Genomic DNA, 19,088 nt, shown 5'->3' with positions numbered 1-19,088 from the left:
CGCGTAAAAGATTGGGACGTCAGACAGACCGTCGAGAGAACTGAATTAATGCCACACATCCTGATCGTCGAAGACGAAACCATTATCCGGTCGGCCCTGCGGCGCCTGCTCGAGCGCAACCAGTATCAGATCAGCGAGGCCGGTTCGGTCCAGGAAGCGCGCGAGCGCTTCACGGTTGCCGAGTTTGACCTGGTGATCAGCGACCTGCGCCTGCCCGGCGCGCCCGGCACCGAGATGATCCAGCTGGCACAAGGCAAGCCGGTACTGATCATGACCAGCTACGCCAGCCTGCGCTCGGCGGTCGACTCGATGAAGATGGGCGCGGTGGACTACATCGCCAAACCCTTCGACCATGATGAAATGCTCCAGGCCGTGGCGCGCATCCTCCGCGAACATCAGCAGAAGGTTGCCCACCAGCCAGCCAGCGGCACCCAGCAGCGCGGTGCCGCGCCAGCCGCCGACAGTAACGGCGAGATCGGCATCATCGGCAGCTGCCCCAGCATGCAGGCGCTCTACAGCAAGATTCGCAAGGTCGCCCCGACCAGCTCCAACGTGCTGATCCAGGGCGAATCGGGCACGGGCAAGGAACTGGTGGCACGAGCGCTGCACAACCTGTCGAAACGCGCGCGCGCACCACTGATCTCGGTGAACTGCGCGGCGATCCCCGAGTCACTGATCGAGTCCGAGCTGTTCGGCCATGAAAAGGGCGCGTTCACCGGCGCCAGCGCCGGACGTGCCGGGCTGGTCGAAGCCGCCGACGGCGGCACCCTGTTCCTCGACGAAATCGGCGAACTGCCGCTGGAAGCGCAGGCCCGCCTGCTGCGCGTGCTGCAGGATGGCGAGATTCGCCGGGTTGGCGCCGTGCAGTCGCAACGCGTGGATGTACGCCTGATCGCGGCTACCCATCGCGACCTGAAAAGCCTGGCCAAGGTTGGCCAGTTCCGCGAAGACCTGTATTACCGACTGCATGTGATTTCCCTGCACCTGCCCGCCCTGCGCGAGCGTGGCGAGGATGTGGCGGAAATTGCCCAGGCCTTCCTGGCCCGCCAGAGCGTCGCCATGGAGCGCCCCGAACTGCGCTTTGCCGCCAGCGCCGAAAAGGCCATTCGCCTCTACAACTGGCCAGGCAATGTGCGCGAACTGGAAAACGCCATCGAGCGGGCCGTGATCCTCTGCGAGGGCAATGAAATCACTGCCGACCTGCTGGGGATTGACATTGCCCTGGATGAGCACGATGACACCCCGGCAGCGGCGACCGAACTGCCGCTCGGCGCCAGCGTCAACAGTGATCCGGCCGAAGACCTGTCCCTGGAGGACTACTTCCAGCACTTCGTGCTCGAACACCAGGAGCACATGACCGAGACCGAACTGGCGCGCAAGCTCGGCATCAGTCGCAAATGCCTGTGGGAGAGACGCCAGCGCCTGGGCATCCCGCGACGCAAAAGCGGCGCACCCAGCCCCTGAGCAATGCAGCCCACCCGGGCGGTTGTGCCGTCCGCTGCAACACCCCGTTCTGTTACCCACCCCAAACACTTAGTAACAAATAGCGGAACCGGCGGTAACGATCTGACTTACTCTTTTCCTAGAAAATCCCACCTAAATTTTTAACCTGTTGATTTAAAACAACTTCCAAAACATGGCACACCTTGTGCTGTCTATTTCGCACAACAAAAATAAAAAGCTGCACAAATCCAATAAAAACAATACGTACCGACTCCAGCACAAAAAAAACAACAACGCGGAGGCGTAGCTAACCGATTCTTTTGGAGAAGAACTGCCTTCGAGGCGCGCTCCGTAACCAGTCAGACAACAAGACCACGACAAGTGGCTGGGAGCCTGGTTGCAACATGGGGTGGTAGAAGGCGCCGTCAGCGTCCAAAGAAATCCGTTTGCTCTTCTCTCCCATCTTGGGAGTTCTTCCGGAAGCCTGGCTTCACGGAACGGGTGTCATAAAAGCCAAAAAAGCCCGACACAATAATAAAAAATCAAGCGCACATAATTTAGGGGGAGCTTCGGCTCCCCCAGTGGCTTTTGCCGTTCCCGTCATCCGCGATCAACATATCCCCCAGCCAGTGCTAGAATGCGCCTCCATCCTGCGGCCATTAGCCATGCCGGCTGCCCATTCCGCCAGACAGTGCCCCTCATGCTGAAGAAGTTTATCCAGTCACTCCGCTCGCCCCTGCGCCGCAGCAAGCACCCCCGCAGCACTCCGGAAATTCTCGGCAACAGCCAGCACGCCATGCGCCGCACGCAAATCAGCCGCAACGCCATCAATGTCGTGGAGCGCCTGCAAAAAGCCGGCTATCAGGCCTATCTGGTCGGTGGCTGCGTACGCGACCTGCTGCTGGGCCTGGAACCCAAGGACTTCGACGTTGCCACCAGCGCCACGCCGGAACAGGTGCGCGCCGAATTCCGCAACGCCCGCGTGATCGGCCGGCGCTTCAAGCTGGTCCATGTGCACTTCGGCCGTGAAATCATCGAGGTTGCCACCTTTCGCGCCAACCACCCGCAAGGTGACGACGACGAGGACAGCAACCAAGCCTCGCGCAATGAAAGCGGCCGCATCCTGCGCGACAACGTATACGGCAGCCTGGAAGACGATGCCCAGCGCCGCGACCTGACCATCAATGCGCTCTACTATGACCCCGCCACCGAGCGCGTGCTGGATTACGCCCAGGGTGTAAAGGACATCGACAACCAGCAGATCCGCCTGATCGGCGACCCCACCCAGCGCTACCAGGAAGACCCGGTGCGCATGCTGCGCGCGGTACGCTTTGCCGCCAAGCTCGGTTTCAGCATCGAAAAACATAGCGCCGAGCCGATTCACCACCTGGCCCACCTGCTGCGCGACATCCCTTCGGCGCGCCTGTTCGAGGAAGTGCTCAAGCTGTTCCTCAGCGGCTACGGCGAGCGCACCTTCGACCTGCTGGTCGAATACGACCTGCTGGCACCGCTGTTCCCGGCCAGCGCCGCCGCACTCAAGCGCGACCCCGAATACACGGAAAACCTGATCGGCCTGGCGCTGGCCAATACCGACAAGCGCATTGCCGAGGGCCGTCCGGTCACGCCGGCCTTCCTGTTTGCCGCCATGCTCTGGCCGGCCCTGCCGGCCCGGGTCGCCCAACTGCAGGAGCGCGGCATGCTGCCGATCCCGGCGATGCAGGAAGCGGCACAGAGCCTGATCACCGAACAGTGCCAGCGCACCGCGATACCCAAGCGCTTCAGCATGCCGATCCGCGAGATCTGGGACATGCAGGAGCGCCTGCCAAGGCGCCAGGGCAAACGTGCCGACCTGCTGCTGGAGAACCCGCGCTTCCGCGCCGGCTATGACTTCCTGCTGCTGCGCGAAGATGCCGGCGAAGAGCTGGATGGCCTCGGTGACTGGTGGACCGATTACCAGGATGCCAACGACAGCGAGCGGCGCAGCATGATCCGCGACCTGGTCGCCAAGGATGATGCTCCCGATGCGCCACGCAAGCGCCGGCGCGGCGGCAGCCGCCGCAAACGCGGGCCTAAAACCGAAGGCGCCAGCCCGGCCGGCGAGTAATCAACGTGCAGCGTGTGTACCTGGGACTGGGCAGCAACCTGGCGCAGCCGGTCGCCCAACTGCATGCTGCCTTCGCTGCGTTGGCAGCGCTACCGGACAGCCGGCTCGCCGCGGTCTCCTCGCTGTATGCCAGCCAGCCGCTCGGCCCGGCCGACCAGCCTGACTACGTCAACGCCGTCGCTGCGCTGGACACCGCACTTGAACCGCTGCAACTGCTCGATGCGCTGCAACAGATCGAGCAGCAGCAAGGCCGGCAACGCAAGGCCGAACGCTGGGGACCACGTACCCTTGACCTGGACATCCTGCTGTTCGGCCAGCAGGTCATCAACCTGCCACGCTTGCAGGTGCCGCACTACCATATGCAGGCACGGCCGTTCGTCCTCTACCCGCTGGCCGAAATTGCCCCGGACCTGCAACTGCCGGACGGCCGGAGGCTGGCCGAACTGCTGCAGAACTGCCCACCGCAAGGCTTGCAGCGGCTTTCCGGGGCCACATTCGACGGTAACGCAGTAACAGGCCGGTAACACCTCGCGATTGACTTCGGGCGCCCTCATCAGGACTATATGCCTCCCGTTGCCCGGCCCCGCTGAAAACCGGTACCGATCAGGCCACATATAGGATGTCTGCCATGCCCGACACTACCCTGACCACCCTGCAAGGCTTCAAGCAGAATGGCGAGAAGATCGCCATGCTGACCTGTTATGACGCCACCTTCGCCCGCGCGGCCTGCCAGGCCGGGGTGGATGTATTGCTGGTGGGTGATTCGCTCGGCATGGTGCTGCAAGGTCACGACAGCACCCTGCCGGTCAGCCTCGCCGACATGGCCTATCACACCGCTGCGGTGAAGCGCGGCAATCAGGGCGCGTTTATCCTCTGCGACCTGCCGTTCATGGCCTATGCCACCCTGGAACAGACCTTTGCCAGCTGCGCCGCCCTGATGCAGGCCGGCGCGCACATGGTCAAGCTGGAAGGCGCCGCCTGGCTGGCCGAACCGACCCGCCTGCTGGCCGAACGCGGCGTGCCGGTGTGTGCCCACCTCGGCCTGACGCCGCAATCGGTCAACCTGCTTGGCGGCTACAAGGTCCAGGGCCGCCAGGACATCCAGGCTCGCCAGCTGCGCGCCGACGCCATGGCCCTGGAGCAGGCCGGCGCGGCCATGCTGCTGCTGGAATGCGTCCCCAGCGCGCTGGCGGCCGAAATCAGCCAGTCGGTAAAAATCCCGGTGATCGGTATTGGTGCCGGCGTGGAGACCGACGGCCAGGTGCTGGTCCTGCACGACATGCTCGGCCTGTCCCTGAGCGGGCGCGCACCCAAGTTCGTGAAGAATTTCATGGAAGGCCAGCCTTCGGTCCAGGCCGCGCTGGCCGCCTATGTGGCCGCCGTCAAACAGCGCACCTTCCCGGGCAGCGAGCACGGATTCAGCGCATGAATACCGTCAAGACCGTACGCGAGCTGCGCGCCGCGATCGCCGGGGCGCGCTCCAAGGGCAAGCGCATCGCCTTCGTGCCGACCATGGGCAACCTGCACAGCGGCCATGTGGCCCTGGTGGAAAAAGCCGGCCAGCGTGCCGATTTCGTGGTCACCAGCATCTTCGTCAACCCGCTGCAGTTCGGCCCGACCGAAGACCTGGACAAGTACCCACGCAGCCTGGCGGCGGATCAGGAAAAACTGATCGATGCCGGCTGTCACCTGCTGTTCACTCCGGATGTCGACGAGGTCTACCCCGACGGCATGCAGGGACAAACCCTCATCCACGTGCCGGGCGTTTCCGCCGGCCTGTGTGGCGCCAGCCGCCCCGGCCACTTCGATGGCGTGGCAACCGTGGTGTGCAAGCTGTTCAACATGGTGCAGCCGGATCTGGCGATCTTCGGCGAGAAGGATTTCCAGCAACTGGCGGTCATCCGCAAGCTGGTGCGCGACCTCAACATGTCGATCCAGATCATGGGCGAGCCGACCGTGCGCGCCGAAGATGGCCTGGCGCTGTCATCACGCAACAACTACCTCACCGCCAACCAGCGTGCCGCAGCACCGGCGCTGTATGCCTGCCTCACCGAGATGGCCAGCGCCATTCGCCAGGGCGAACGCGACTTCGCCAAGCTGACAGCCAAGGGCAAGACCGCTCTGCGCAAGGCCGGCTTCCGTCCCGACTACCTGGAAGTCTGCGAAGCCAGCAGCCTGCGCAGCGCCACTGCCGACGACCCGGACCTGGTCATCCTGGCCGCCGCCTTCATCGGCAAGACCCGCCTGATCGACAACCTCGCCTTCAGCCTGGCTGTCGACGCCTGAGGCAGCCCCGCCACCCAGGCCGCGCTGGCGGGCCGGGTGCGCCGCCTGGCCGCGTCACAAGCGTGGCCGATTAGCGCTAGAATCAGAAAAATACTCGCCGCTGCGCGCCCGACTCCCAGCCTCAAGGTTCTCCATGGATCATCACCTGACCCCGCTTGATGTCACCCAACTCGCCAGCTGGAAAGCCCTCACCGCCCATCGCCAGGCCATGCAGCCATTCAGCATGCGCGAAGCCTTTGCCGGCGACCCGCAGCGTTTCGAGCGCTTCAGCCTGTCGACCTGCGGGCTGATGCTGGATTACTCGAAGAACCTGATCAGCGAAGAGACCGTTGCCCTGCTGGTGGGACTGGCCGAGGAAGCCCGGCTGGGCGACGCCATCCAGGCGATGTTCAGCGGCGCCACCATCAATGCCTCGGAACAACGCCAGGTGCTGCACACCGCCCTGCGCCGGCCGCTGGGCGACAAGGTGCTGGTCAACGGACGCAACGTCATGCCCGACGTCCACCGTGTGCTGCAGCAGATGAGCACCCTGGTGACCAAGCTGCATAACGGCCTGTGGCGCGGTTACACGGAAAAGCCCATCACCGACGTGGTGAACATCGGCATCGGCGGCTCCTTCCTCGGCCCGCAGCTGGTCTCCGAAGCCCTGCTGCCCTTCGCCCAGAAAGGCTTGCGTTGCCACTACCTGGCCAACGTCGACGGCAGCGAGTTCCGTGAACTGGTCAGCAAGCTGTCGGCGGAAACCACGCTGTTCATCGTCTCCAGCAAGTCCTTTGCCACCCTGGAAACCCTGAAGAACGCCCAGGCCGCGCGCGCCTGGTACCTGGCCCAGGGTGGCAGCGAAGCTGAGCTGCACCGGCATTTCATCGCCGTATCCAGCAACATCGCGGCGGCCACCGAGTTCGGCATCAGCGAGGAGAACATCCTGCCGCTGTGGGACTGGGTCGGCGGGCGCTATTCGCTGTGGTCGGCCATCGGCCTGCCGATCGCCATGTCGATCGGCATTTCCAACTTCAAGGAACTGCTGTCCGGCGCCTACAACATGGACCTGCATTTCCGCACCGCGCCCTTTGAACGCAACATCCCGGTACTGCTGGGCCTGCTCGGTGTCTGGTACGGCGACTTCTGGGGCGCGCGCAGCCAGGCGATCCTGCCTTATGACTATTACCTGCGGAACATCACCGACCACCTGCAGCAGCTGGACATGGAGTCCAACGGCAAGAGCGTGCGCCAGGACGGCACGCCGATCACTGCCGGCAGCGGCCCGGTGATCTGGGGCGGGGTCGGCTGCAACGGCCAGCACGCCTATCACCAGTTGCTGCACCAGGGCAGCCAGCTGATCCCGGCCGACTTCATCGTGCCGGTGAGCAGCTACAACCCGGTTGCCGATCACCACCAGTGGCTGTACGCCAACTGCCTGTCGCAGAGCCAGGCACTGATGCTCGGCAAGAGCCGCGCCGAGGCCGAGGCCGAGTTGCGCGGCAAAGGCCTGGCGGAAAGCGAAGTGCAGCGCCTGGCTCCGCACAAGGTGGTGCCCGGCAACCGGCCGAGCAACACTCTGGTGATGGAACGCATCAGCCCGCGCCGGCTCGGTGCACTGATCGCCATGTACGAGCACAAGGTCTATGTACAGAGCGTGCTGTGGGGCATCAACGCCTTCGACCAGTGGGGCGTGGAGCTCGGCAAGGAACTCGGCAAGGGCGTCTACCAGGGCCTCACCGACTGGGAACCGGCACCGGCGGCGGACGCCTCGACCCAGGGCCTGATCGACTTCTTCCGCGGTCGCCATCGCGGCTGACACAAACCACCCACACCGTAGGTGCACCCATGCTGTGGATTGTGTCCAAATACCTGCTCACCGCCGCAGTCGTCGTGCTGGTCTCGGAACTGGCCAAGCGCAGCGACAAGCTCGGTGGCCTGGTTGCCGCCCTGCCGCTGGTCACCGTGCTGACGCTGATCTGGCTGCACCTGGAGCAACAACCTGCGCAAAAGATCGCCAACCATGCCTGGTTCACCTTCTGGTATGTCGTGCCGACCCTGCCGATGTTTCTGGCCTTTCCCCTGCTCTTGCCAAAGCTGGGCTTCTGGCCAGCCCTGCTGGCCTGCGTCATCATCAGCGTGGTCAGCTTTGCTCTGTTTGCGCTGCTGCTCCGTCGTTTTGGCTTGGAATTGCTCTAGCCAACCGATCACCATCAGCCTGCAGGGCGAGCCCCGCCGGCCGCTGCAGAGACTTGATTTGTGCTGTTTCCTTCCACGGAGAAACCCCAGGAGCCGCCATGTTTGAAATTCAGCGCCATCCCGTCAGCGCTGCCGTGCGCCAGCATGCCCTGCTGGATAACGAGGCCTATCTGCGTCTGTACCAGCAGTCGATCGACCAGCCGGAGACCTTCTGGGCCGAACAGGCCAAGGCTTTCCTCGACTGGAAGAAACCGTGGGACTGTGTGCTCAAGAGCGACATGCACAGCGGTCTGGCCGAGTGGTTCAAAGGCGGCCAACTGAATGTCAGCGAGAACTGCATCGACCGCCATCTGGCCAGCCGCGGTGAGCAGACGGCCCTGATCTGGGAAGGCGACAATCCGCACGAATCAAAGTACATCACCTACAACGAACTGCATGACAAGGTCTGCCGGCTGGCCAACGTGCTGCGTGCGCGTGGTGTGAAAAAAGGTGACCGCGTGTGCATCTATATGCCGATGATCCCGGAAGCCGCTTACGCCATGCTCGCCTGCACGCGGATTGGCGCGGTGCACTCGGTGGTGTTCGGCGGCTTCTCGCCGGACGCGCTGCGCGACCGCATCCTCGATGCTGACTGCCGCACCGTAATCACTGCCGACGAAGGCGTACGTGGCGGCAAATCCATCGCATTGAAAGTCAACGTCGACAAGGCACTGCAAAGTTGCCCGCAAGTGACCAGCGTGGTGGTGGTCAAACGTACCGGCGGCAATATCGACTGGGTAACCGGGCGCGACCTCTGGTACCACGAGGCGATCGACGAGGTTCCCGCCAGCTGCCCGGCCGAAGCCATGGACGCCGAAGACCCGCTGTTCATCCTCTACACTTCGGGCAGTACCGGCAAACCCAAAGGCGTGCTGCACAGCACCGGCGGCTACCTGCTCGGCGCGGCGATGACCCACAAGTACGTATTCGACTACCACGAAGGCGACATCTACTGGTGCACCGCAGACGTCGGCTGGGTCACCGGCCACAGCTACATCGTCTATGGCCCGCTGGCCAACGGCGCGATCACGCTGATGTTCGAAGGCGTGCCGAATTACCCGGATGCCTCGCGTTTCTGGCAGGTGATCGACAAGCATCAGGTGAACATTTTCTACACCGCCCCCACCGCCCTGCGCGCACTGATGCGCGAAGGCGAAGGGCCGGTGCAGAAAACCTCGCGCAGCAGCCTGCGCCTGCTCGGCTCGGTGGGCGAACCGATCAACCCGGAAGCTTGGGAATGGTATTACCACGTGGTCGGCGAAATGCGCTGCCCGATCGTCGACACCTGGTGGCAGACCGAGACCGGCTCGATCCTGATCACCCCGCTGCCCGGCGCCACCGACCTCAAACCCGGCTCGGCGACGCGGCCGTTCTTCGGCGTACAGCCGGTGCTGCTGGATGAAAAGGGCCAGATCATCGACGGCCCCGGTTCCGGCGTGCTGGCGATCAAGGCCAGCTGGCCGAGCCAGATCCGCAGCGTGTATGGCGACCATCAACGGATGATCGATACCTACTTCAAGCCCTACCCCGGCTACTACTTCACCGGCGACGGCGCGCGCCGCGACGAGGATGGCTACTACTGGATCACCGGCCGCGTGGACGACGTGATCAACGTCTCCGGCCACCGCATCGGCACCGCCGAAGTGGAAAGCGCACTGGTGCTGCATGATGCCGTCGCCGAGGCCGCCGCCGTCGGTTACCCGCACGACATCAAGGGCCAGGGCATTTACGTATTCGTCACCCTGATGAATGGCATCGAGCCGAGCGAGGCGCTGACCAAGGAATTGCTGGCGATGGTCAGCAAGGAAATCGGCAGCTTCGCCAAACCGGAAATCATGCAGTGGGCACCCGGCCTGCCGAAAACCCGCTCGGGCAAGATCATGCGGCGCATCCTGCGCAAGATCGCATGCAATGAACTGGAGAACATGGGCGACATCTCGACTCTCGCCGACCCCTCCGTAGTCCAGGACCTGATCGACAAACGTCACAACCGCTGATTGATAACCCGTAGGGTGGGCTTCAGCCCACCAAACCAGGCAGCACCAAATGGTGAGCTGAAGCCCACCCTACGCAGCGCTTTACCCTTGTGCGACCATTAGCACCCACCGCGCGAAGTTGCGCCCCGTCACTGCCGAGGAAATTCACCATGCAAGAAGTCGTCATCGTCGCCGCCACCCGTACCGCCATTGGCAGTTTCCAGGGTGCACTGGCCAATATCCCGGCCGTGGAGCTGGGTGCTGCGGTGATCCGCCAACTGCTCGCGCAGACCAAACTGGATCCTGCGCAGGTCGACGAAGTCATCCTCGGCCATGTACTGACGGCCGGCGCCGGGCAGAACACCGCCCGCCAAGCCGCTGTAAATGCCGGTCTGCCGCACGCGGTGCCGGCACTGACGCTGAACAAGGTCTGCGGCTCAGGCCTCAAGGCCCTGCATCTGGGCGCCCAGGCGATCCGCTGCGGCGACGCTGAAGTGATCATCGCCGGCGGCATGGAAAACATGAGCCTGGCCAACTACGTCATGCCCGGCGCGCGCACCGGCCTGCGCATGGGCCATGGCAAGGTGATCGACACCATGATCAGCGATGGCCTGTGGGATGCCTTCAACGACTACCACATGGGCATCACTGCCGAAAATCTGGTCGACAAGTACGCCATCAGCCGTGAGGCGCAGGATGCCTTCGCCGCCGCCTCGCAACAGAAGGCCGTGGCCGCCATTGAAGCGGGGCGCTTTGCCGATGAAATCACCCCGATCCTGATCCCGCAGCGCAAGGGCGACCCACTGGCCTTCGCCACCGACGAACAACCTCGCGCCGGCACCACGGCCGAATCCCTCGGCAAGCTCAAACCCGCCTTCAAGAAGGACGGCAGCGTTACCGCCGGCAATGCTTCCAGCCTGAATGACGGCGCTGCGGCAGTGCTGCTGATGAGCGAAGCCAAGGCCAAGGCCCTCGGCCTGCCGGTACTGGCGCGCATCGCCGCCTACGCCAACGCGGGTGTCGATCCGGCGATCATGGGCATCGGCCCGGTCACTGCCACCCAGCGCTGCCTGGGCAAGGCCGGCTGGCAGGTAGGCGACCTCGACCTGATCGAAGCCAACGAAGCCTTTGCCGCACAATCGCTGGCAGTCGGCCAGGATCTGGGCTGGGACAGCGCCAAGGTCAACGTCAACGGCGGGGCTATCGCCCTCGGCCACCCGATCGGCGCATCCGGTTGCCGCGTGCTGGTGACCTTGCTACACGAGATGATCAAGCGCGATGCCAAAAAAGGTCTGGCTACCCTGTGCATCGGTGGCGGTCAGGGTGTGGCGCTGGCCATCGAGCGCAGCTAAGGCGTATAACCCGCAACTGTTGTAGGAGCCAGCTTGCTGGCGATTCGGTGTTCGAAGAGCATCGCCAGCAAGCTGGCTCCTACACAAACTTTGATCGTTCCCACGCTCCGCCTGGGAACGCAGGCACGTGGGGCCCACCAGCAAGACCCGTAAATAAAAGGATTTCCCATGGATAGCCGTCTGCTGCTTGCCCTGCTCGGCGCCGTCGTTGGCCTGGCCATCAGCGAAGAAGCCCTGGGGCTGGGGATTGGTGCTGCGCTCGGCTGGCTGTTTGCCGAAACCCGCCGGCAGGCGGCAGAACTGCAACGCCTTGACCTGCTGATCAGCAACACGCGGCCTGCAACCAGGCCAAAGGCGGTGCCGGCAGCGCCTGTGTCACAGCCAGTCACACAGGCAGCAGGCAGCCTTCCGCCTGCCGGGCCAGACACCGAACTGGACTGGACCCTGCCCGACGAGGTGCTGAACACCGCCGCAGCGAGCGCTTCCGTTCCGCCCAAAGCCGCAACGCAATGGATCCCGCCGCTACCGGCAGCCCCTCGCACAGAAGCTGCGCCGGACTGGAGCACGCGCCTGATCCAGGCCGTCAGCCGCTTCTTCACCGAAGGCAATCCGGCGGTCAAGATCGGCCTGTTGCTGCTGTTTTTCGGCGTGGCCTTCCTGCTGCGCTACGCCAGCGAGCACATCAGCGTATCGCTGGTCTGGCGGCTGAACGGCGTCGCCGCGGCCGCTGCCGGACTGCTCGGCCTGGGCCTGTGGTTCGTGCCGCGCAAGCGCCTGTATGGCCTGCTGCTGCAGGGCGGCGGACTGGGCATCCTGTACATGACCACCTTTGCCGCGTTGCGCCTGTTTCATCTGCTTGAGCCGACGCCAACGTTCATCCTGCTGGCTGCTCTGGCGGCACTCTCGGCGTTCCTCGCCCTGCGCCAGGATGCCCGCGTGCTGGCCAGCTTCGGCCTGGCCGGTGGCTTCCTCGCCCCGGTACTGGCCTCCACCGGCGAGGGCAACCATATCCAGCTGTTCAGCTACTACGCCCTGCTCAACGTTGGGTTGGCGTTGATCGCCTGGCACCGCAACTGGCGCGAGCTGAACCTGCTCGGTTTCACCTTTACCTTTGTGGTCGGCGTGATCTGGGGCGTGACCCGCTACCATGCCGGGCTGTTCCACAGTGTCGAGCCGTTCCTGCTGTTGTTCTGTGCGCTGTACCTGATGATCGGCGTGCGCTTTGCCCTGCACCAGGAAGGCCGCCAGCCAGCCATCGACAGCACCATCCTGTTTGGCACCCCGTTGGCGTTTATCGGCCTGCAGCAACCACTGGTGGCGCCCTGGGAATACGGACTGGCCATCAGCTCGGCAATTGCCGCCGGGGTGTATGCCGTACTCTGGTGGCTGCTGCGCCAGCGCGCCCCGCTGCTGCTCAAGGATGCTCTGGCTGGCACCGCGCTGGTGCTCGGTTCGCTGGCCATTCCGCTGGCGCTGTCGGGTGACTGGACCGCCGTGTGCTGGGCTGCAGAAGGCGCACTGGTGCTGCACTTCGGGTTGCGCCAGCAACGTCACTGGAGCGTGCTGATCGCTCTATTGCTGCAATTTGGCGCCGGTTTGTCGCTGCTGTTCGACACCCCGTCGCACCCGGCCAACTGGTCCGATCCGCGATTCTGGAGCGCACTGGTTCTCGCGCTGTGCGCCCTGTTCAGCGCCGCGCGCTTGCGCCTGACACCCATGCGCTGGCGCGCGCTGGAAGGCCCGCTACTGGGCTGGGCCGCGCTGTTCTGGTACGGCGCCTGGCTGTGGCAAGTGGAGCGGTTGTTCGAGGAGCGCCCGCTGGTGTGGGCGGTCGTCACCACACTGGCCCTCTCCGGCATTACCTGGGCAGCGCTGGAAGCACGTCTGAACTGGCGCAAACTGGCTTTCGCCCGTTTCGCCCTGCCCCTGCTATTGGCTTTCTGCCTGGCGGTTAACGCCACTCAGGGCGCGCCACTGGAAGGCTGGGGCTGGCTGGCATGGCTGCTGGCAATAGCTGGCAACAGTCTGCTGCTGCGCATTGGCCGTGACGCTGACAATCACCTGGCGCTGCGCCATGCACTCAACCTGTGGCTGGGGCTGGCCGTGCTGGCGGTGCAAGTGGACTACTGGATCGGCGACTGGACGGCCGAACTGAACTGGAATCTGGCAGCACAACTGCTGCTGGCGGCGGCACTGGTGCGGCTGCTGCCGCGCCTGCAACTGGCCGAAAACATCGAAAACGCCTATCACGAATGGACGCCTGCGCTGCTCTGCGGCCTTGGCGGCCTGCTCTGGCTGGCCATGCTGTTCCCGGCTCCGGGCGCCAGCCCGTTTGCCTGGCACCTGCTGTTCAACCCACTGGACCTGCCGCAACTGACTGCCCTGCTGGTGTTCTGGAACTGGGCCCGCCAGCGCCTGCATACCCGCGCCGATCTGCTCGCGGCCGGCGCGGCCTTCCTGCTGCTCAATGCGATTGCCCTGCGCACGCTGGCGATCAACCTGAACCTGCCCTGGGATGCATCACAGCTGTTTGCCAGTGACAAGGTGCAAACCGCGCTGGCAATCCTGTGGACGCTGGGTGGTGTATCGAGCATGGCACTGTCGCGCCGCTTCACTTCACGACCGCTGTGGATCGGTGGCGCGGTGTTGCTCGGGCTGACCGTACTCAAGCTGTTCCTGGTTGATCTGGGTAACAGCGGCACGCTGGAACGGATCGTCTCGTTCATCGGCGTCGGCCTGCTGCTGCTGATCATCGGCTATATCGCGCCGCTGCCGCCGGCCACTGCCGAGCGGGAAGCCGCTGAGCAATGAGTCAGGCGGGCTGTTATCCTGCAGCCCCCTGATTGTGAGCTTTCTGCCATGTCTCTGATTGAGTCGCTGCGCGACGCCCTCACCCGCCGCAGCGCCCTGCTCAGCCAACTGCAGGAGCAAGGCACCGATTGCTACCGGCTGTTCCACGGCACTCAGGAAGGCATCCCGGGGATGACCATCGACCGCTACGGTGCGCAACTCCTGGTACAGAGTTTCCATCAGCCGCTTGAACGCGAGGCATTGCTCGAACTGGCGGACACCTGCAACCAGACCCTCGGGCAAACCCTGCTGCTGGTGTACAACGACCGCTCCGGCGGGCATTCGCGGATTGATCGCAGCGACCCGGTGTATCAGGCCGAACCCGCCGCACTGGCGGACCTGGTCGGCCACGAGTGGGGACTGAATTACCGCGTGCGCGGCCGTCATCCGGGGCAGGATCCGCTGCTGTTTCTCGACCTGCGCAACGCCCGTGGCTGGGTCAAGGCCAACAGTCAGGGCAAGTCGGTACTCAACCTGTTTGCCTACACCTGCGGCGTCGGGCTGGCAGCAGCTGCCGGTGGCGCCACGACGGTGTGCAATGTGGATTTCGCCGAAGGCAACCTGGCCGTCGGCAAGGAAAACGCCCAACTCAACCCGCAACTGCCGCCGATGCAATTCATCCAGTCGGACTACTTCCCGGCGATCCGCCAGCTGGCCGGTTTGCCGATCGCCCAGCGCCGCGGGCAGAAGCTGCCCAGCTACCCACGGCTGGCTGCGCAGCCATTCGACCTGGTCTTCCTCGACCCGCCCGCCTGGGCGAAAAGCGCCTTCGGCACCGTCGATTTGCTGCGCGACTACCAGAGCCTGCTCAAGCCGGCGCTGCAAGTCACTGCCGAGAATGGCGTGCTGGTGTGCTGCAACAACCTGGCAAAAGTCAGCATGGAAGACTGGCGCGAACAGGTGCTGCGCTGCGCCGGAAAACTCGGGCGGACGGTACATGACTGCCAGACGCTGACACCCGCCGAGGACTTCCCGTCCTTCGACCATCGTCCCCCACTGAAGACACTGATACTGCAACTTTGACGTGCCATACTCAGGCCATCCGCCGCAGCCAGGATGATCCTGCACGATGAAAAAAGCCTTCCAGCGTACCCTCTGCGCCCTGTTGCTCGGACTCGGGCTGTACAGCCTGCTCGGCTTTCTGATCATCCCCGGGGTTGCCCAGCGGGTAGCCAACCAGCAACTGGCGCTCTACGCCACCGTCCCGGCCCGCCTGGAACGCATCGAGTTCAATCCGTTCAGCCTCGAACTGAACCTGTGGGGCCTGCACATCGGCGCGGCAGATGCGCCGCAGGTCGGTTTTGCCCGTCTGCTGGTCGACCTGCAACTGGACAGCCTGTGGAACAGAGCCCTGCACCTGCGGGTGATCCAGCTGGAGCAGCCACAGGTCGAGCTGCTGTTCGGCAAGAGTGGCCAGTCCAACCTGGCCCAGCTGTTCAAATTGCCGCCAGCACCGGCACCCGCCGCAGAAGCAGACAGCGAGCTCTTCCCGCTGCGCATCGAGCGCATCGCACTGGTCGAGGGCGGCCTGCATTTCAAGGATCTGCGCCCGAGTACGCCCATCGAGTTTGTCTACAACTCGCTGAACCTGAACCTGAAAAACCTCAGCACCCTGCCCGAAGACAATGCCGAGCTGCAACTGGTCGCGCGCGGGCCGCATGGCGGGCAGATCGACTGGCAGGGCCAGGTGAGCCTGCTTCCCCTGCGTTCCAGCGGCCATCTGGAATTGCAGGACGGCCAGCTCAAGGGCATCTGGCCCTACGTCCGCGACAGTGTGCCGCTGGAACTCGAAAGTGGCGTCGTGCAAGTGGTCACCGACTACCGCCTGGACCTGAGCAGCGGTACCCAGCTGTTCCTCGACCAGCTGGATGTCCGCCTGGCCCCGTTCGCCGTCCAGACCCCGGACCGGCGCCCGCTGCTGCGCCTGGCCAGCCTGCAGATCAGTGACAGTTCGGTGGACCTGGCAGCCCGGCAAGTCGTCATCGGCCGCTTGCGCAGCCAGCAGCTGGAAACCTGGGCGGCGCGCGAGCAGGACGGCCAGCTCGACTGGCAGAAGCTGTTCGCCACCCCGGCGACAGCGCCCACAGCCGCCACTCCGGCAACACCTGTCGCGCCAGTCGCCATTGATATAGCCCCGGCCACAGCCGCGACCACCCCGGTGCCTCCGCCGGCCAGCGCCACGCCGGGCGCGACGACCGAGCCAGCCAGGCCCTGGCAGATCATCCTCAAGGATGGCCAGCTGCGCGACTACCAGGTGCACCTGGCGGATCGTCAGCCAGCCACCCCGGTTGCCCTGGAGCTCGGCCCGCTGAACCTCGATGTGGAGAATTTCGACAGCCTGGCGCAAGCCCCCTTCAGTCTTCGCCTGGATAGCGGGCTGGGCAAACAGGGCCGGATCAGCGCCGCCGGCCCGGTCCAGCTCAACCCGCCCAGCGCCAGGCTGCAGGTCAGCAGCGAGAATATCGACCTGCGCCTGGCGCAGGCCTATATCTCACCGTTCATGCGCCTGGAACTGCGCAGCGGCCTGCTCGACAGCCAGCTGCAGGTCGATCTGCCCAGCGTCGATCCGCTGCAGCTGCAGGTCAGCGGCAACCTGCAGGTCAACCAGCTGCACACCCTCGACACGGTCAAGCAGCGCGACTTCGTGCGCTGGGAAAAACTGCAGCTGGACGGCCTCGACTACCGGCATGGCCAGCAGCTGAGCATCAAGCGCATTCACCTGAACCAACCCTATGCGCGCTTCATCATCAATGAAGACCGCACCACCAACGTCAACGACCTGCTGATCCCGCAACCGCCCGCAACCGCCGACACCCCTCCGGCAGCTGCGCCAGCCAAGAGCAGTAACCCGCCGCTGGCGATCCACCTCGGCGGCATTGCGCTACAGGACGGCTCGGCCAACTTTGCCGATTTCAGCCTGACGCCGGATTTCGCCACCGCCATCCAGCAAATCAATGGCAGCATCGGCAGCATCGACAGTGTGCGGCAGAAGCCGGCCAAGATCGACATCAAGGGCAAGGTCGACCGCTATGCGCCGGTGAGCATCCTGGGCAGCCTCAACCCCTTCGACCCGCTGGCCAAACTGGATATCGCCGTCGACTTCAAGCGGGTCGAGCTGACCACCATCACCCCTTACTCCGGCAAGTTCGCCGGCTACCGGATCAAGAAAGGCCGGCTCAACCTCAACCTGCATTACCGCATCGAGAACGGTCAGCTGAATGCCGAGAACAAGCTGGTACTGGAGCAGCTGCAGCTCGGCGAACAGGTCGACAGCCCGGATGCCGTGGACCTGCCGATCCGCCTGGCGATTGCCCTGCTCAAGGACCCCGAAGGCAAGATCGACATCGACCTGCCGATTTCCGGCAACCTTAACGATCCGCAATTCAGCGTGGTGCCGATCCTCTGGCAAACCCTGCGCAACCTGATTGTGCGCGCCGTGCAGGCGCCGTTCAATTTCATCGCCGGACTCGCCGCTGGCGGCGCCGATGTCGACCTCAGCCAGGTGCCGTTCAACGCCGGCAGCAGCGAACTGGACAAGGGTGCCCAGGCCACCCTCGATACCCTCGCCGCCGCACTCAAGGAGCGGCCGGCACTGCGCCTCGAGATCGAGGGCAGCAGCGCCGCCAGCAGTGATGGCCCGCTGCTGGCCGTGCAGCGCTTGCACAGCGAATACCAGAACACCTGGTACAAGATGGAGCAACGGGCCGGCGAAGAGGTACCCGCCAGCGCCGCCGACATCGAAGTCCCCGAGGACGAAAAGCCGGTACTGCTCGAAGGCATCTACCGCGCGCGCCTGAAGCAGCAGCCACCCGCAGAATGGGCCGAACTGGACAGCGAGGTTCGCGCCGACAAGCTGCGCGACGCCGTGCTGGCTTCCTGGGGCAGCAGCGATCTGTTGCTGCGCAAGCTGGCGCAGGAGCGTGGGGCCAGCGTCAAGCAGTACCTGGTGCAGCAGGGCGGGCTCGCCGATGAACGGATCTACCTGCTGGATGTCCGCACGGCGCCGGGCAATGCCGGCGAACAACAGGTCCCCACCCTGTTGCAACTCGACAGTGAATAAGGCTTTGCGCGTGCGAAAAGTATTCCTCGGCCTGCTCGGCCTCCTGCCTGCCCTGGCCGGCGCGGACAACACCTGGCGCTGCGGCCGCGCGCTGGTCAGCACCGGTGACCGTGCCTTCGAGGTGCAGCAACGCTGCGGCCCGCCCGAACTCAAGCAACTGGTGGGCTACACCACGGACGATTACGGCAACCGCGAAATGCAGATCGAGGAATGGGTGTATGGCCCGCCCAACCGTGCCTACTACATCCTTACCTTCGTCGGCGGCAAGCTGACCAATATCGAATTCCGCCGCGGCCCCTGAGCTGCGCAGAAAGCACTTTCGCCCTGCCGGGCATGCCTGAATCCAGAGAGTTTCCATGCGCCACGCCCCCGCCTCCCTGATGCTCCTCCTGCTGCTGGGCACACCCGCGGCACTGGCCTCGTCCACCACCCTGCGCTGCGGCAGCGGGCTGGTCAGCACCGGCAGCACCACCGAGGAAGTGCACCAGCTGTGCGGCAAGCCGATCAGCCGCGACCGCCTGGGCAGCATCATCAAGACCGGCCACTATGGCGAACGCTATGAACTGCAGGTCGAAGAGTGGAGCTACGGCCCGCGCAACGGCATGTACCAGTTCCTGCGCTTCGAAGGCGGCCGCCTGGTCAGGGTCGAGAGCAAGCGCGTGCAGTGAGGCTTTTCGCCCGGCCAAACAGCCTGGTGAGGTGAAGAGCACTCATCTAGCATTCGCCCCCATTACGGCATAGTGTTGAAAGCCACGCGCACGATGCTCCAAACTGCTTCTGTCAGGCATTGCTCTCTGGAC

At 64.3% G+C, this 19,088-nt stretch carries 14 protein-coding genes; all 14 read left to right on the top strand.

What is annotated here, in order from left to right; all coding sequences use genetic code 11:
• Positions 1-48: 48 nt before the first annotated feature.
• The 14 genes from ISX93_RS05845 (at position 49) to ISX93_RS05780 (ending at position 18,956) form a co-directional block, all read left to right on the top strand.
• Positions 49-1,464 carry a sigma-54-dependent transcriptional regulator gene (locus ISX93_RS05845; protein ID WP_195777779.1) on the top strand — a complete coding sequence of 472 codons (1,416 nt, stop codon included), beginning with the start codon at positions 49-51 and terminating at the stop codon, positions 1,462-1,464.
• Positions 1,465-2,143: 679 nt separating this feature from the next.
• Positions 2,144-3,547 (top strand): polynucleotide adenylyltransferase PcnB, encoded by a 1,404-nt coding sequence (locus ISX93_RS05840; protein WP_195777778.1) that lies wholly within the window; start codon positions 2,144-2,146, stop codon positions 3,545-3,547.
• A 5-nt stretch (positions 3,548-3,552) separates the two neighbouring features.
• On the top strand, positions 3,553-4,071 hold the full coding sequence (gene folK, locus ISX93_RS05835; protein ID WP_195777777.1) for a 2-amino-4-hydroxy-6-hydroxymethyldihydropteridine diphosphokinase: 519 nt from the start codon (positions 3,553-3,555) through the stop codon (positions 4,069-4,071).
• Positions 4,072-4,175: 104 nt separating this feature from the next.
• Positions 4,176-4,976 (top strand): 3-methyl-2-oxobutanoate hydroxymethyltransferase, encoded by an 801-nt coding sequence (gene panB / locus ISX93_RS05830; RefSeq protein WP_195777776.1) that lies wholly within the window; start codon positions 4,176-4,178, stop codon positions 4,974-4,976.
• Complete coding sequence (panC, locus tag ISX93_RS05825) at positions 4,973-5,833, top strand: pantoate--beta-alanine ligase (RefSeq protein WP_195777775.1); 861 nt, start codon at positions 4,973-4,975, stop codon at positions 5,831-5,833. Before panB ends, panC begins: the two co-directional genes overlap by 4 nt.
• A gap of 133 nt (positions 5,834-5,966) precedes the next feature.
• Positions 5,967-7,631, top strand: coding sequence for a glucose-6-phosphate isomerase (pgi, locus tag ISX93_RS05820; protein WP_195777774.1), 1,665 nt, complete (start codon positions 5,967-5,969; stop codon positions 7,629-7,631).
• Positions 7,632-7,660: 29 nt separating this feature from the next.
• Positions 7,661-8,011 (top strand): DUF3147 family protein, encoded by a 351-nt coding sequence (locus ISX93_RS05815; protein WP_195777773.1) that lies wholly within the window; start codon positions 7,661-7,663, stop codon positions 8,009-8,011.
• A gap of 98 nt (positions 8,012-8,109) precedes the next feature.
• On the top strand, positions 8,110-10,047 hold the full coding sequence (acs, locus tag ISX93_RS05810) for an acetate--CoA ligase (protein ID WP_195777772.1): 1,938 nt from the start codon (positions 8,110-8,112) through the stop codon (positions 10,045-10,047).
• A 149-nt stretch (positions 10,048-10,196) separates the two neighbouring features.
• The gene (locus ISX93_RS05805; protein ID WP_195777771.1) at positions 10,197-11,378 is read left to right on the top strand and encodes an acetyl-CoA C-acetyltransferase; all 1,182 of its coding nucleotides are present in this window, start codon (positions 10,197-10,199) and stop codon (positions 11,376-11,378) included.
• 168 nt (positions 11,379-11,546) lie between these two features.
• Positions 11,547-14,189, top strand: a complete 2,643-nt coding sequence (locus ISX93_RS05800; protein WP_195777770.1) for a DUF2339 domain-containing protein — start codon at positions 11,547-11,549, stop codon at positions 14,187-14,189.
• 48 nt (positions 14,190-14,237) lie between these two features.
• Positions 14,238-15,251, top strand: a complete 1,014-nt coding sequence (locus ISX93_RS05795) for a class I SAM-dependent rRNA methyltransferase (protein WP_195777769.1) — start codon at positions 14,238-14,240, stop codon at positions 15,249-15,251.
• 46 nt (positions 15,252-15,297) lie between these two features.
• Positions 15,298-18,288, top strand: coding sequence for a DUF748 domain-containing protein (locus tag ISX93_RS05790; RefSeq protein ID WP_195777768.1), 2,991 nt, complete (start codon positions 15,298-15,300; stop codon positions 18,286-18,288).
• 10 nt (positions 18,289-18,298) lie between these two features.
• A complete protein-coding gene (locus ISX93_RS05785; protein ID WP_308705304.1) occupies positions 18,299-18,589 on the top strand; it encodes a DUF2845 domain-containing protein in 291 nt (96 codons plus the stop codon).
• Between the two features lie 55 nt (positions 18,590-18,644).
• Positions 18,645-18,956, top strand: coding sequence for a DUF2845 domain-containing protein (locus ISX93_RS05780; RefSeq protein ID WP_195777766.1), 312 nt, complete (start codon positions 18,645-18,647; stop codon positions 18,954-18,956).
• Positions 18,957-19,088: the final 132 nt, after the last annotated feature.

It is taken from the genome of Pseudomonas sp. N040, assembly GCF_015637705.1.
Taxonomy (GTDB): Bacteria; Pseudomonadota; Gammaproteobacteria; order Pseudomonadales; family Pseudomonadaceae; genus Aquipseudomonas.
The sequence above is the reverse complement of the archived record's forward strand: the minus strand, read 5'-3'. Positions and strand labels throughout refer to the sequence as shown.